Consider the following 14,018-nt stretch of genomic DNA (forward strand, 5'->3'; position numbering starts at 1 on the left):
ACAACAAGATACATTTAGAAATCCATCTAAATGTATCTTGTTTTTTTTATGTTAGTAGGGTAAAATTACATTTAGACAGACATCTAAATGAAGGGGGATCGACATGGGGTTTCAAGAATCCTTAAAGGCAATGTCAGATAAAACTCGACGAGAAATATTAAATTTGCTTAAGGATGGGGATATGACTGCAGGGGATATTGCAGCTCATTTTTCTATGACCCAGGCAACCGTGTCGCACCATCTTTCGGTCTTAAAGGGCGGGGGACTTGTAACGGATCGCCGGGATGGCAAATACATTTTCTACGAGTTAAACACTTCGGTTATTGAAGAAATTATGGCGTGGTTGATAGAGCTGAAAGGAGTCGATAAAAATGAAAAATGAAAAAGTCCTTATGAAATTAATGTGGGCGATTGCCTTGTTGCCTTTGCTTATTACGTTATTCGTTTTTAGTGGGTTGCCACCCGAGATTCCTATGCATTGGAACATTTATGGTGAGATTGATGCATGGTATCCCAAATTCCCCTGGGCCTTTATGCCCCCGGTTATTGGCATAGTGATCACAATTTTGGCCACTGTATTGCCTAAAATTGATCCTAAGAAAGAGAACTACGATAGATTCAAGGGGCAATACTTTATTATTAGATTAATTCTAGTTGTGTTTTTTGCAGTCTTACAAATGGTTATCATATCCATCAGCATGGGTGCTGCTTTTATTAAAGTAGATACAATCGTCAAGCTAATGATAGGTATTCTTTTCATAGTCCTTGGTAATTTAATGCCAAAGTTTAAGCAGAATTATTTTGTGGGCATAAAAACGCCTTGGACGCTTAACAATGAGGCCGTATGGGCAAAAACACACCGTCATGGAGGTTTTGTGTGGTTTATTGCAGGGTTCATTATGAGTGTCCTGGCATTCCTGCCCGGCTTTGGAAGTGCTGTTGTTTATTTTGCTGTGATACTCATAGTGTCAATTGAGCCAATCCTATTTTCGTGGCTTCAGTATCGAAAACAAAGGTAATCTGTTTATAAACCAATCCGAGTGGGAAACAGGGGAGACCGGTGTGCGTTTCAGAGGCGTTAACACTGGCCCCCCTTGTTTGTTTGCTTTATACTCATGCTGATAAGTATTTGTGAAGAATATGATACAATAGGATATAGCTGAGAAATATCCTTAGATATAAGCAAGGGGTTTAGTTATGAAGGGTCTGTTTAATCGTATTCGCAGCGTACTCACTCTGGGTATAGCGATTATTTTTCTGTTTAATTTGTTTATAAAATCGAATTTGATTAATGACTTTAATCTCATTCTGATGCTTATTGTGGTTGGGCTGAGTTTTATAGTAGTTTCGGGTACTACTTTGATTATTGGCGGTCTGTTGTTTGGATTGAGCATAATTCTTTTTCTCTTCTATCATGCTCCTTTAAGCGTATGGCAACAAGCATTGCAAGAAAATATATACTTGGTTGTGATGTTCACTTTAGTACCGCTATTAGGCATTCCTATTAGGCATGGAGGTTATTTTGAGGCATTACAAGGTTTATTTCGACGCTATGTTTATAATAACAGTCGTTTTTATTTGCTAGTAAGCTTTGTTTCTGCTTTTGTCGGTGTATTAGTTAATTTGGCGGTGGTTCCACTAGTGCTTCAGATAAGTGAGGCCAGCAGTATAAGTTCTAATAAAAAGCTGTTAAGCTCAGCAATCCTGCGTGGATTTGCGACGTGCACAATATGGGCGCCTACGACAGCGGCAATTGCCCTGATTGTGCAATTAAGCGGAGCAAGTTGGATTCTGTTTTTTCCTTACGCCATTTTATTTGGTGTTATGTCGGGTTTGGTTGGTTATTTTATGACGATGTATGAAGAAAAAAGAGCCGATAAACCATTTGCTTCCGTTGCAGAGGAACCTGATCTGAAATTTGACGGGGGAAAGATTGTTGAATTAAGTATTTTTAGCATAATTTTGATTTCTGCTATTGCGGTTGTATCACTGCTAACTGGGATACATACAGTCATTGTTGTTTCTTTGGCGGCCTTAATATACCCTGTCATTTGGCTGGGAATAATAGGGCGTTTGAGGATTCTAATGAGGGACTTCAAATGTTATTTTAATGAAAGTCTGCCAAAACTGCAAAATGAAATTATTCTTTTTGTAGGTGCCGGACTATTTGCTACTAGCATTAATTACTCCCACTTAGGAAATTATATTTCAGTGATTTTAGCCAAGTTCGTTGGTCAAAACGCTTTATTGCTGGCTATTGTAATTATTATTGCAATTCTTATGCTGTCTGCTTTAGGTATTCACCCTATCATACCAGTGACTATTATTGGAGGGACAGTCAAAGCCGCTGCTTATGGTGTGACTCCGACTTATCTAGCCCTTATTTTGGCCATTAGTTGGGCGATGGGAATTTCGATTTCGCCTTCTTCTGCTACTGTTATTGCATTGTCCGGAATGACAGGCCAGTCTCCAATTTATGTAGGGCCCCGATGGAATGCATTATATGTCTTAATTGCCTCTGGGGTAATGCTCACCACCTTGACGATTATTCGACTAATTGGGTGGGTATAATGAACTCCTCTTATTTTATAGGCTCAGACCCCCTTAAAAAAGAACTTGGCTTCGTATTAATATATTAAAATGGGACTATGAAATGAGCCCAAATACATATGCAACTGGCAGCATAGTGCGGGGGGAGAAAATCGTGAAAGGTTTATTATCGGGTAATGCAAATGTAGCTATGATGAGTGACTTTGAAGAAACGAGAGAATTTTGCCTAGTTCCGTACCAGGTGACGTTCGCGTCTTTAAATAAAGTGAAATTTTATCGCGACTTTAACCTAGGCCAATACAGTAATATTATCTCTTATTTAGAGAAGGAAGCTCAACTGACGATTTCGAAGCTTAAAGAATCTTTGCTTTTTCGCAAGGGCATTATTGAGAAGGTAACATCTGATATTAATAAATCGGACCAAATTATCTATTTTGAGATCCTACTTGCTCCAGAGACGACTCGAACTTCTTTCATCGAACTATTAGGATACTTGAATGATAATTTGTAAAAGGTGATTCTGCCATGATAACAAAAGACATGAACAAGAAATTGTTCATGTCTTTTGTTATGTATAAGTGCAAAAAAAGACGGACGTTTATTTAGCGTCCGTTAATGTTTGTTCATCATAAGGCCAAAGCCAAGTACCAAAGAAAACTAAGAATCCCCAGAGAAATCTTATCGCTCGCATATTTAATCCTCCTTTAACAACGAATTGCACAATTTATAGTTTGATAATTCTGATATTCATAGTACTATATTCAGGATATCCGGATATAGAGCGTTTGTCAATTTATAAAAGAATAAATGTTTATAATAGTTAAATATTATTGCCAAAGCGGTAGGCAGGTGAGTGGATTAAAGGGTCAGCACGCATTGACTGTGTAAAGTATAAATCAATATAAGATAGTATCGTGTAATTGCGGAATATCTAAGAGGTGGATAAAAAGAGATCGGTTTGCTTACAGTGTAACATTGTACGATTAAGAAGCGTGTTTAGGTGTGACTTATCTCACACCTAAACACGCTTCTTAATCACGGTACGAAATAAAAAATTGCTTTAAACTAACCTTAGTCAACACGAGTTACACAAACATTTAAATAGAAATTAGGGGGAACAAAAATGAGTATGTTTTGTTATCAATGTCAGGAAACAGCTAAAGGAACCGGATGCACGATCAAAGGGGTCTGCGGAAAAACCGAAAATGTCTCTAATTTACAAGACCTTCTAATCTACACATTAAAAGGAATTGCCATCTATGCGGTTCAAGCCCGGGAACGTTATCTTGTTCGCAAAGATGTCGAAAAATTCATTATGGAAAGCCTCTTTAGCACAATTACCAATGCTAACTTTGATAGAAGCCGTTTTGTAGAACGGATTCAAGCAGGGCTGAAGCTTCGCGAAGATCTTAAGCAAGCTGTTGTTAGAGTGGGCGGGACAATTCCGGCCGACTTACACGATGCAGCCACTTGGACGGCGCCTGCCGAGGAGTTCGAAAAGAAGGCAGCGTTCGTGGGAATCTTAAGCACTGAAAATGAAGATGTCCGTTCTCTCAGAGAGTTGCTCATCTATGGTCTAAAAGGGATGGCAGCCTATGCAGAGCATGCTTATACTCTTGAGCATCAAGAAAGCGGTATTTTTGCGTTCATCGAAAAGGCTTTGGTCGCGACCCTGGATGATACATTGGAAGCTGGTGATCTGGTAGCGCTTGTCTTAGAAGCAGGGAAGTACGGTGTGGACGTTATGGCCCTTTTAGATAAAGCCAACACTACGACTTACGGAAACCCAGAACTCACCAAAGTTAACATCGGAGTCAGAAACAATCCGGCTATTCTGATCAGCGGCCATGACCTGAAAGACCTGGAGGAATTGCTCATTCAAACCCAAGGAACAGGCGTAGATATCTATACTCATGGAGAAATGCTCCCAGCCCATTACTACCCAGCCTTCAAGAAGTATGACAATTTTGTCGGCAACTATGGCAATGCCTGGTATAAACAAGACAAAGAATTTAACTCCTTTAACGGCCCGGTTTTCCTAACTACCAATTGCCTTGTTCCTCCAAAAGAATCCTACAAAGATCGCATATACACTACAGGGGTAGTTGGATTTGAAGGGGTTAAGCATATCTCTGACCGCGCAGACAGAAAGGCCAAAGATTTCTCTGCCTTGATTGCCCATGCCAAGAGCTGTCCAGCCCCAACGGAAATTGAAACTGGCGAAATCGTTGGAGGATTTGCCCACAATCAAGTCATGGCAGTTGCTGATAAAGTTGTAGATGCCGTCAAATCAGGAGCGATTAAGCGTTTCTTCGTTATGGCAGGCTGTGACGGCCGCATGAAGAGTCGTGACTATTATACCGATTTTGCCAAAGCTCTGCCTCAGGACACTGTGATCCTAACGGCAGGATGTGCTAAATATAAATACAATAAACTGAACCTAGGGGACATCGGTGGTATTCCAAGAGTGCTCGATGCAGGACAATGTAATGACTCCTATTCCTTAGCCGTGATTGCCTTGAAACTCAAAGAAGTCTTCGGGCTCGATGATATTAACCAACTTCCTATCTCCTATAACATTGCCTGGTACGAGCAAAAGGCAGTCATCGTGTTACTGGCCCTGCTCCACTTAGGTGTAAAGAACATTCACTTAGGACCAACCCTTCCGGGTTTCTTGTCTCCGAATGTGGTCAAAGTTTTAGTTGAAAACTTCGGTATTGCAGGCATCTCCACTGTTGAAGATGATGTCAAAATGTTCATGGCATAAAGAAAACTTGGCTAGCGCCAAGAGGTTAAGTTTAAGTAAAGCAAGTATGATAGGACTGCCTTCCACCGTGAAGGCAGTCATTTTACTAACATGTAGGTTTCTTATACTGCTTTTAGAGAAAAGTTTTACAATATTCAAATTCCTAGATTTTCTATTAGAGCAAATAATGAGTAGTTAAGAAGGGAAATATCAAGTGGAGGTGCCCTTAATGGAAAAAAAGAATCTAAAGCTTTCTCGCAGACAATTTCTTAAAGTAACGGCGGCTACAGGAATCTTGGCAGGGACATTCAGTACAGCATCATTTATACGACAAACGGTGGCCGCGCCTAAACAAGGTGCCCCTAATATAAACTATGTACGTACGACATGTTCTCCAAACTGCACTGGGGCATGCGGGATGAAGGCCCTGGTAGAGGATGGCCAAATCAAGTCAATCATCCAAGCGGCAGATTATCCGGAAGCAGAGTATAATCCTCGCGGTTGTCTGAAAGGGCTTTCCATGACTAACCTAATCTATGGTCCTGATCGTATGCAGAAACCCCTCATTTTAAACGGAAAGCCAGGCTCAGGCGATTTTAAAGAGGCTTCTTGGAATGAGACGTTGGATTATACTGCCGGACGATTAAAAGAAATAGCTGATAAATACGGACCGGAATCTATCGGAGTACTCTTCCAAGTAGGGGGAACCGGATACGTTCAAAAAGGGGCAGTGAGCCGGTTAGCCACTTTAGCAGGCTGGACTATGCATCACGCTTATGATCAAAACGGAGACTTACCGATGTTTTGGCCGATGACCTTCGGGGTTCAAAGTGAAGAACTCGAGCCACGGGAATGGAATAATTCACGTTATATAATGATTTTTGGTTCTAATATTTTGGCAACTCGGATTCCCGATGCTCACTTTCTTCTTGAAGCGAGGAATCGTGGTGCTAAGATCTTGGCATTTGATCCTAACTTTACCCCTACTGCAGCCAAATCAGATGAATGGATCCCGATTAAAGCAAGCAGTGACGCAGCAGTTGCATTAGGCTTAGCTCGAGTGTTGATCGAAGAAACGCTGTACGACTCTGACTTCATCAAAACCTTTACAGACCTCCCGCTCCTCGTTCGCGTCGATAATGGCAAACGACTAAAAGCGGAGGAGGTCAATGGTCTGGAAAAATTGTCTGATGTTCCAGCCTATCGAGAAGCCTATGTTGCCTATAATGGTCAGTTTATCGCTGTACACCCGGAAAAACTCGATCTTCCTTTAGATGTAATGATCGAAGGTGAAGTGGATGTAACTTTAAAAACAGGCCAAATCGTGAAAGTTAAACCTGCCTTTCAACTCCTCAAAGAAAGCCTTAATCAATACACACCGGAAGAGATTGAGAAACTTACAGAAATGCCTAAGGACGATCTGGTGAGGATCGCCCGCGAAATGGCAGGCAACAAACCGCTTCACGTCATCTATGGAGCCGGTAATTATCAGTGGTATCATGGAGACCTCAAGGGTCGAGCCTTAGCCTTATTGCCGGTTCTCACCGGGAATATTGGTAAATCCGGTGCGGGAATTTCTACTTATGCAGGTCAGTATCGAATTCGTTTTAAAGTCGCAGAATGGTGGGTTCCGGAAGGTAAGAAGCAAAACTGGCTGCCTTTTCTTTATGTCCTGCATGGTCCGACCAAAACAATGAAAGCTAAATGGCCCAAAAATGGGATTAAAGCGCTTGTAGTGGGTTGGGGAAATCCTTTTGACCAGCATAACATGTCAAATAAACTTCGTGAAATGGTGGAAAAAGAAGAATTAGAATTTGTCGTAACCACTGATTTTCAAATGACAACCACATGCCAGTACAGCCATGCTGTTCTTCCTGCGGTATCCTGGTACGAAAAAACGGATCTTGTGGCTACGCCAGTGCATCCCTATCTTCAATTGCAGCAGCCGGCTGTTGATCCGCTTTATGATGGGAAGCCAGAGTTTTGGATTGTGCGAGAACTGGCTAAACGGTTAAATCCGGATTTTGAAAAGTATTTTTATCCTGACCTCGAACCGAATCAGGCGGCGGAAAAGGTCATCGAGCTTTTACTCAAAACAGGGGGACCAGAGGTCGCTGGTATCACTCTGGAACAACTTAAAAAAGGCCCAGTGCGCTTAAAGTCAGAAGTCCCTGGAGGGCGTCAAATACCGTTTTATGAACAAGTCCAACATAAAAAGCCGTTTCCACCGGTCAGCCTGCCTGCTAAACTTGAGCAAACTGCTCAGTTTGTGAAGAGTGGACGGATAGAATTTTACAAAGACGAGGATCTCATGCTTCAGGCGGGTGAGGCGCTCCCAATACATAAGCCTCCTTTTGAGGAAAGCGAGTACGCCTTAAATCCGCTTGCTAAAGAAAAGTATCAGTTTTGCTACGTCACCCGTAATGCTATTTACAGAGTACACTCTACCCATTCGAACAATGTTTGGATGAACGAACTTCAAGATGGAAAGCCGAGAGTTTGGCTTAGTCCTGAGGATGGCAAAGCAAAGGGGATCAAAGAAGGGGACGAAGTCGAGATATTTAATGATCGAGGGACGCTTAAGGCATATGCGATTATTGATCAGGGAGTTGGCCGAAAACAGGCAGTCTTTGAGCAAGGATGGTGGAGCAGATATTTAAAAGGAGCATCCTATAATTCCTTGACTTATCCCTTTATAAAACCAACCCATGAATTATACTTTGTTCCAGGAATGTGGTCTCCAAATACTGCTTGGAATGAATGCCTTTGTGATGTAAGAAAGGTTGGTGAGGGTTTATGAGACTTGGGATGGTGATTGACCTGGATCGTTGTATTGGTTGCCGTTCTTGTGCGGTAGCCTGTAAATCTCACAATGCGCAGCCGCCTGGAACGTGGTGGAATAGAGTATTTACCCATGGAGCTTCCTTTCATCAAGCTGCTGTGGGTAAAGATGGGGCCTTGCAAATGGAATATCTGCCCGTGTCCTGTCAAATGTGCGATAATCCGGCTTGCCAGAAAGTTTGTCCTTCCGGGGCCACTTATACGGATGAGCGGGGCGTGGTTTTGATAGATTATGAACGCTGTATTGGCTGTCGGTACTGTATTGCAGCCTGTCCCTATGGAGTTCGCCAATATAACTGGGAAGATCCGAAAAAGGCTAAGGAGCGGGCAGGGTATGAAAAAGGGTATGAGTATGGATATCCTGCCGATTTTCGAGATAAGGATGGCAGGTTAGTTTACACCCCTAACCGACCAGTCGGTGTCGTTGAAAAATGTACATTCTGTGCGCAATACACCTCTAGAGGAGAACAACCAGCGTGCGTTAAGGGTTGTCCTGGAAAGGTCCGAATTTTTGGAGACCTCGATGATCCAAGCTCAGAGGTTAGTAAACTGGTTCGGAAACGGCAGACGGTACGTCTAAAAGAAGAATTGGGTACTTCACCCAAAGTTTTCTATCTGGCGGCCACGAAGCCGATACGCTAAGGAGGTGGATTAACGTGAAAAAAAGTAATATTCTATTAGGCTTGGCAGGCAGTTTAATCCTGATTAGTTTAGTCGCTTGGGGTTACCAAATATATAATGGGTTAATCGTGACAAATATGCGAAATTCGTTTAGCTGGGGCTTATATATTGCAACCTTCGCATTTTTTGTAGGGGTTGCAGCCGGAGGATTGATTGTTTCCTCTACCGTCTATCTTTTTAATATTGAAAAACTAAAACCATTTACCCGTATTGCATCTCTTTCAGCATTTGCCAGTATTTTAGGTGCTGGGGCCATGATTTTGCCGGATATGGGCCGGGTGGATCGGATCTGGAACATCTTTGTTTATCCGAATTTCAGATCTCCCTTGGTTTGGGATGTTATCGTCATCTCGGCCTACCTGCTTATCACGTTCTTAAGCGTCTATGTTCAACTTTTACCAGATCGGAAAAAGGAAGGAAGCAGGTTCCTTAACGGATGGACAAAAGCGCATTCTCAAGAAGAGGTTGAGGCATTCTCGAAAAAATGGTCTAAACGCATTGCGCTGGTTGGCTTACCTGTGGCCATTTTAATTCATACGGTGACAGCCTTGATCTTTGCCACTCAAGCTTCCCGAGGGTGGTGGAATACGGCGGTTTTGCCTCCGGACTTTGTTTCTGTGGCAGTGGCCTCTGGAACCGCTCTAGTCCTTGTAATCTCCCTTCTCGCAGTGGGAAAAGAACAGTTTGATCAGCATAAGGGCGCATTTCAAATAATGGCGTTAATTGTTGCAGGTTCTTTGGTTGTGCATTTTTTCTTCGTATCAGTGGACTTGATTATCCACGGTTGGTGGGGGAGCACGGAAGCAGAGGAAATTCTGTCTCTTATTTTCAGTCATTATGGATATCTCTACGCGACGGAGCTAATGTTCCCTGCCTTCACCATGGTGCTCTTCTTTACAGAAAAGGGTAAAAGAAGTTATAGGGCTTTGATGATCGGAAGTGTGTTGCTTTTTATCGGAGTTTTTGCTCATCGTCTAATGTTGATGTTTCCCGCCTTTAATGCTATTCCGCTCTCTTTGTCTATTCCAGGGGCGGGAATTGAAAGTTGGGCATATCCTGTGGCCCTTGGTCAGCTGCAAGAAGGTATGCCAGTGTTTGTAAGTTCTTGGGCCTACACGCCAACCTTAGTCGAGTATGGTGTTACACTTTTACCATTTGGCTTGGTGCTCTTTGTTGTAACGGCAGCACTAAAAATGTATAACTTTCTGCCTCAAAAGCGCTCGATGTAGGTATTTCTTTACGAACTCGAACATAATGAAAAATATAATATTTTGTTTTAACGAACTTAGAGAGGAAGGGATTGGAGAGATGGAGTACTTAACGGTACCCCTTGGGCAGCACAGGTTACCAAAATTACCTTATTCATATAACGCACTTGAACCCGTGATTAGCACTAGAGTACTAGAAATTCATCATAGTCAACATCATAAAGCTTATGTTGAAGGTTTGAATAAAGCTGAATTAAAGCTTGCCGAAGCGCGCCAAAAGAGAGATTACAGCCTAGTTAAACACTGGGAACGAGAAATTGCATTTCATGGATCAGGTCATATTTTGCATAGCATTTATTGGACATCAATGGCTCCTGCTGGGAAAAGATGGGAAACTCCGGGAGCACAAACCCATAAGTTTATTATTGATTATTTCGGAAGTCTCATTGCTTTTCAGGAGCAGTTCAGTGAAGGCGCCATAAATGTGGAAGGGTCTGGTTGGACATCGTTAGTATGGCAACCTGGTTGGGGACGTTTAGAAATCCTAACAATCGAGAAACATCAGGACTTCTATCAGGCAGGGAGTATCCCCCTGCTTGTAATAGATGTATGGGAGCATGCGTATTATCTGGATTACCTATCGAAACGCAAGGACTATGTCAGGTCTTGGTGGCAAATTGTTAACTGGGCTGCAGTAGAAAAAAGATTGATCCTTGCTATGTCAGGACAAATGCCGCTAGTTATCAATTAGGAGTTATCAATATACAGTCCCGGACCATGAATCCATTAAGAAAACCTGGGAATCCAAGTTTAGGAATCCTAGGTTTTTTTGATTAGCCTTTGTACAAGATAGAAAAAGTATTAATTTTGAGTACTTACTTATACATAGAAAAATAGTTTAACTCAAAAGCTATGGACTAAACAGATAACTGTTTTTAAAGTATATGGAGGTGTTTGCTTGTGCGTAAATGGGAAGAATTAACAAGAGATGAGAAAGAGATTATTACAACGATGAAAACGCAGGGGATAGGACCTGATGAACTGCTCGAAAGGATGCGCAACTCTGGGAGAATGAGTGAGGAAGCTATTGAAGGTTTAAGGAAAGCTCTCGATGATGTAAGGCCGTTTCTAGTACACTAGACATCGGATGAATAAGAAACGGGTGTCTTCTCTGGACACCCGTTTCTTTATTATGATACGGTTTAGATTTTTTCAGCAAGTAACTCCGAACATTTCTCTGCATATCGATTAATCATTCTTTCAACAATAGATGATTCCAGCAGACCATTCATGCTTGGAGTTTTAAAGAATCTTTGAGGTAATTCAACTTGCCGTGGATCGAACCCTAATTTTTCTTTGAGGCGCAACTTCATTGAGTAAATCCGTTTGGCAATTGTAGTCAGTTCATCATCTGTAAGAAGATAGCCTGTAGCATTGAGAGCCTTCAGTACGGTTTCCCGAGTATATAATTTTCTAGCGAAGAGGCAGATAACGAGCGAATTTAATAGACATCGTTCAAGCTCCTCGTCAAAAAGGGTATTGACAGCTTTGTTTTCGTCGAAAGTTTTCAGGGATTGGTCAACTGCGTAACCCGCATTGCATAAATGTGAGTGCCGAGCCCCTACGGTAAGACCGACTAAGTTAGCATATCCGGTGTGGTACCCAGGGATTTCATTCCCTGCAACCTGGAGGGCAAACCCTTCGCCGCCGAACTTTGCTCCGGCAAATCGGGTTCCTTCCCCCAGAGCTTGGTAAAAGGCATTTTTTCGAGCCGATAAATATAGGATGGCCTGATAATAGTTTTCGGTATTTCCATAAGAGAGAGGAAGAAGGGTTTCTGCTTCGGTTACGATCCCCTGAATTAAGCTTTCAGTTGCCCATGCCAAGGCGACACCCGCGGAAATGGCATCCATGCCTGTTTTTTCGACTGCTTCGATAAGCTGTAATACTTCATCAGTCTTGCTTATCCCAAGTAAGGCGCCCAGCGAATAAATCAGTTCATAGTCGTAGGCAACGCTCACGGATTCATAGTCATAACCGTCGTCGAATTTTCTCCGAAATTGACCAATGTGGATACATCCAACCGGGCAACCGGTACAAGCCAACTTCCGGACGAGGTTTTCTTCTGCAAAGGCTTCTCCGCTTATCTGCTCAGCGTTATCAAAATGATTAGCTGTCAAATTCTTTGTGGGCAAAGCACCTAAGGCGCTGATTGACTCTACATTGATCGATGTGCCCAAGTCATGATATTTTGCCATCAAGTCAGTTTCAGTAACTGATTTAAAAATTGTTTGGTAGGCACGAAAATACTCTTTAAAGTTTTTGATTTCTGTTGTCTTATCCCCAGTAACAGTAATTGCTTTGACGAGCTTGCTTCCCATTAAGGCACCAAGGCCAAGTCGTCCAAAATGTCGATAGGTATCAACGCAAACGCTTGCGAATTTGACCATCTTTTCACCGGCTGGTCCGATCCGCAAAATGCTTCGCTTGCCGCTTCCTTCTTCCGAATCCCGAAGGAACTGGCCAACAACATCTGAATCCATTCCCCAGATTGGACGGGCATCTTTAATTTCAACGTTCCCTCCGTCAATGGCGATGTAAGAAGGGCGGGACGCTTTACCGCGAATCACAATCGCATCATATCCAGCCATTGATAATGCTAAGGCCAGTCTGCCCCCCGCGTAGCTTTCCCCTAATTCCCCTGTCAGAGGGGAAATGAACATGGCCACCGTCTTAGTTATAAGTGGGTAGATGCCAGAGATTGCGCCAATTGCAAGAACCATAGGTTGTTCAGGGGCCAGGGGAGGGAGTTCCTGTCGCATAGTTTCATCGAGCAATTTAGATGCTAGTCCGACTCCACCTAGATAAATGGCCAAATCTGTACGCTGCTTGATCTCAATTTTACCTGTAGCTAGGTCTATGTATAACACCTTAGTGGCTTTTTCATATAACATTACTGACCCTCCTCTAATAACCGTAAACATCCATGCGGGCAAAAGCGTGCACAAACACCGCAATGTTTACAGACAATGGGCCGCTTTGTGTCGAGGTCAAAATAAATTGCATCAACCGTGCAGGCAGCAACGCAACGTTCACATCCCACACATTTTTCTTTATCTAACAAAACTCCTCCTGCTTGACGTTTTACAAGTGCTCCGGTCGGACATGCTTCTGCGCAAGGCACATCATCTTTGCACGCTTGACAGACTATCGCAATAAACTTTCCCGTAAGTCCTCCGCTTGTTTTAATTCGAATGGCACTTTTCATAATGGAATGGTCCTGCTGATTGACCGCAGCACAGGTTATCATGCATGAAAAACAGCCGATACAGCGGTTCATTTCAATTGCCCTTAATACTTTCATTGTCAGCCTCCAGTATAGTTCAGGTTTAAAGTAAAGGATAAGTAAAAGATAACCTCCATTTATAGAAGTGGAAGTCACATGATGGGATAAAGCTCTTATAATTCAAGTATACTACAATATTCTAGGTGCTTTATAATTAATTGTTCTTATTTCAATAATTTTTAGATTAATAGGGAATCCAATTAATTGTTAATACATGGATTATCGTCTATAATTATAAGGAATTAGAAAACATAAGGGGGTTCAGGACATGATTCTAACAACCACACCATCAATTGAAGGCCATAAAATCACAGCCTATTTCGGCGTAATTACAGGAGAAGCTATTATGGGTGCTAACATCATGCGCGATATTTTTGCCAGCATTACGGATGTCATCGGAGGGCGTTCCGGGGCTTATGAAGAAAAACTGCAAGAAGCGAGACATATTGCCCTTAAGGAGTTAGAGGAACGTGCTGTAAGGTTAGGTGCCAACGCAGTAGTCGGTATAGACTTAGATTATGAAGTGATTGGTCAAAGCGGCAGTATGCTAATGGTTAGTGCCTCAGGGACAGCAGTAAACATAGACTAGTTATGTGAATTGGATATTGCGAAAATCATTATACCGGTTAAGGCATGTATTTCACAT

The 14,018-nt window shown here is 42.4% G+C and carries 13 protein-coding genes; 11 read left to right on the plus strand and 2 right to left on the minus strand.

From position 1 onward, the window contains the following. Nucleotides 1-103: 103 nt before the first annotated feature. The 10 genes from M8E35_RS14065 (at nucleotide 104) to M8E35_RS14110 (ending at nucleotide 11,166) form a co-directional block, all read left to right on the plus strand. Nucleotides 104-382, plus strand: a complete 279-nt coding sequence (locus M8E35_RS14065) for an autorepressor SdpR family transcription factor (protein WP_073030064.1) — start codon at nucleotides 104-106, stop codon at nucleotides 380-382. Next, on the plus strand, nucleotides 372-1,019 hold the full coding sequence (locus tag M8E35_RS14070; RefSeq protein ID WP_252469804.1) for an SdpI family protein: 648 nt from the start codon (nucleotides 372-374) through the stop codon (nucleotides 1,017-1,019). The genes M8E35_RS14065 and M8E35_RS14070 overlap by 11 nt, the downstream gene beginning before the upstream one ends. Before the next feature lie 178 nt (nucleotides 1,020-1,197). Then, complete coding sequence (locus M8E35_RS14075; protein WP_252469805.1) at nucleotides 1,198-2,571, plus strand: C4-dicarboxylate ABC transporter; 1,374 nt, start codon at nucleotides 1,198-1,200, stop codon at nucleotides 2,569-2,571. A gap of 133 nt (nucleotides 2,572-2,704) precedes the next feature. Then, nucleotides 2,705-3,061: a hypothetical protein gene (locus M8E35_RS14080; protein ID WP_252469807.1), complete on the plus strand. Its 357-nt coding sequence runs from the start codon at nucleotides 2,705-2,707 to the stop codon at nucleotides 3,059-3,061. A gap of 612 nt (nucleotides 3,062-3,673) precedes the next feature. Continuing rightward, the gene (gene hcp / locus M8E35_RS14085) at nucleotides 3,674-5,317 is read left to right on the plus strand and encodes a hydroxylamine reductase (protein ID WP_252469809.1); all 1,644 of its coding nucleotides are present in this window, start codon (nucleotides 3,674-3,676) and stop codon (nucleotides 5,315-5,317) included. Nucleotides 5,318-5,525: 208 nt separating this feature from the next. Continuing rightward, a complete protein-coding gene (locus M8E35_RS14090) occupies nucleotides 5,526-8,096 on the plus strand; it encodes a molybdopterin-dependent oxidoreductase (protein ID WP_252469810.1) in 2,571 nt (856 codons plus the stop codon). After that, nucleotides 8,093-8,779 carry a 4Fe-4S dicluster domain-containing protein gene (locus tag M8E35_RS14095; protein ID WP_252469811.1) on the plus strand — a complete coding sequence of 229 codons (687 nt, stop codon included), beginning with the start codon at nucleotides 8,093-8,095 and terminating at the stop codon, nucleotides 8,777-8,779. Before M8E35_RS14090 ends, M8E35_RS14095 begins: the two co-directional genes overlap by 4 nt. Nucleotides 8,780-8,793: 14 nt before the next feature. Then, on the plus strand, nucleotides 8,794-10,047 hold the full coding sequence (nrfD, locus tag M8E35_RS14100) for an NrfD/PsrC family molybdoenzyme membrane anchor subunit (protein ID WP_252469812.1): 1,254 nt from the start codon (nucleotides 8,794-8,796) through the stop codon (nucleotides 10,045-10,047). A 79-nt stretch (nucleotides 10,048-10,126) separates the two neighbouring features. Then, nucleotides 10,127-10,777 carry a superoxide dismutase gene (locus tag M8E35_RS14105; protein WP_252469813.1) on the plus strand — a complete coding sequence of 217 codons (651 nt, stop codon included), beginning with the start codon at nucleotides 10,127-10,129 and terminating at the stop codon, nucleotides 10,775-10,777. A 209-nt stretch (nucleotides 10,778-10,986) separates the two neighbouring features. Further along, on the plus strand, nucleotides 10,987-11,166 hold the full coding sequence (locus M8E35_RS14110) for a hypothetical protein (protein WP_073030075.1): 180 nt from the start codon (nucleotides 10,987-10,989) through the stop codon (nucleotides 11,164-11,166). Nucleotides 11,167-11,228: 62 nt separating this feature from the next. Here M8E35_RS14110 and M8E35_RS14115 read toward each other — a convergent pair whose 3' ends face one another. Together M8E35_RS14115 and M8E35_RS14120 are read right to left on the minus strand one after the other, a co-directional pair. After that, complete coding sequence (locus tag M8E35_RS14115) at nucleotides 11,229-12,980, minus strand: aldehyde ferredoxin oxidoreductase N-terminal domain-containing protein (RefSeq protein ID WP_252469814.1); 1,752 nt, start codon at nucleotides 12,978-12,980, stop codon at nucleotides 11,229-11,231. Continuing rightward, a complete protein-coding gene (locus M8E35_RS14120) occupies nucleotides 12,980-13,390 on the minus strand; it encodes a 4Fe-4S binding protein (RefSeq protein WP_073030077.1) in 411 nt (136 codons plus the stop codon). The genes M8E35_RS14115 and M8E35_RS14120 overlap by 1 nt, the downstream gene beginning before the upstream one ends. A 250-nt stretch (nucleotides 13,391-13,640) precedes the next feature. Between M8E35_RS14120 and M8E35_RS14125 the strand changes: the two genes are divergently transcribed. Next, nucleotides 13,641-13,961, plus strand: coding sequence for a heavy metal-binding domain-containing protein (locus M8E35_RS14125; RefSeq protein ID WP_229245962.1), 321 nt, complete (start codon nucleotides 13,641-13,643; stop codon nucleotides 13,959-13,961). The last annotated feature ends 57 nt before the right edge of the window (nucleotides 13,962-14,018 follow it).

Origin of the sequence: Desulfosporosinus nitroreducens, assembly GCF_023897015.1 — a bacterium.
Lineage (GTDB): Bacteria > Bacillota > Desulfitobacteriia > Desulfitobacteriales > Desulfitobacteriaceae > Desulfosporosinus > Desulfosporosinus nitroreducens.

Excerpts from the sequence above, each read along its gene's own strand:
- M8E35_RS14065 (WP_073030064.1), top strand. The coding sequence starts at position 104 with ATGGGGTTTCAAGAATCCTTAAAGGCAATGTCAGATAAAACTCGACGA.
- M8E35_RS14070 (WP_252469804.1), top strand. The coding sequence starts at position 372 with ATGAAAAATGAAAAAGTCCTTATGAAATTAATGTGGGCGATTGCCTTG.
- M8E35_RS14075 (WP_252469805.1), top strand. The coding sequence starts at position 1,198 with ATGAAGGGTCTGTTTAATCGTATTCGCAGCGTACTCACTCTGGGTATA.
- hcp (WP_252469809.1), top strand. The coding sequence starts at position 3,674 with ATGAGTATGTTTTGTTATCAATGTCAGGAAACAGCTAAAGGAACCGGA.
- M8E35_RS14090 (WP_252469810.1), top strand. The coding sequence starts at position 5,526 with ATGGAAAAAAAGAATCTAAAGCTTTCTCGCAGACAATTTCTTAAAGTA.
- M8E35_RS14095 (WP_252469811.1), top strand. The coding sequence starts at position 8,093 with ATGAGACTTGGGATGGTGATTGACCTGGATCGTTGTATTGGTTGCCGT.
- M8E35_RS14105 (WP_252469813.1), top strand. The coding sequence starts at position 10,127 with ATGGAGTACTTAACGGTACCCCTTGGGCAGCACAGGTTACCAAAATTA.
- M8E35_RS14115 (WP_252469814.1), bottom strand. The coding sequence starts at position 12,980 with ATGTTATATGAAAAAGCCACTAAGGTGTTATACATAGACCTAGCTACA.
- M8E35_RS14120 (WP_073030077.1), bottom strand. The coding sequence starts at position 13,390 with ATGAAAGTATTAAGGGCAATTGAAATGAACCGCTGTATCGGCTGTTTT.
- M8E35_RS14125 (WP_229245962.1), top strand. The coding sequence starts at position 13,641 with ATGATTCTAACAACCACACCATCAATTGAAGGCCATAAAATCACAGCC.